A 244-nucleotide genomic window follows, 5' to 3' on the forward strand; every position below is an offset into this window, starting at 1 on the left:
TGCTGTCAATGATGGCGGCTTCCGTTTTCGCGTCTACGGCAGAAAGCGAATCATCTAATATGAGAATGTCAGGATCAGTCAAAAGCGCTCTCGCAATTGAGATGCGCTGCTTTTGTCCGCCAGAGAGCGCTACGCCCTTCTCGCCGACAAGCGTCTCAAGCCCGTCGGAAAGCATACCGATATCGTTTTCAAAATGCGCATCTTTCAGCGCGCTGCCGATTTCCTCTTCGTTTGCATCCTGCCG

The 244-nt window shown here is 52.5% G+C and carries 1 protein-coding gene; it reads right to left on the minus strand.

The features are described from left to right. Nucleotides 1–244 (minus strand): ATP-binding cassette domain-containing protein (locus KVT31_RS29860; protein ID WP_254637333.1); only part of this gene is annotated, 244 nt, incomplete at both ends.

Source organism: Bacillus sp. GbtcB14 (assembly GCF_019091205.1).
Lineage (GTDB): Bacteria > Bacillota > Bacilli > Bacillales > Bacillaceae_G > Bacillus_A > Bacillus_A cereus_AG.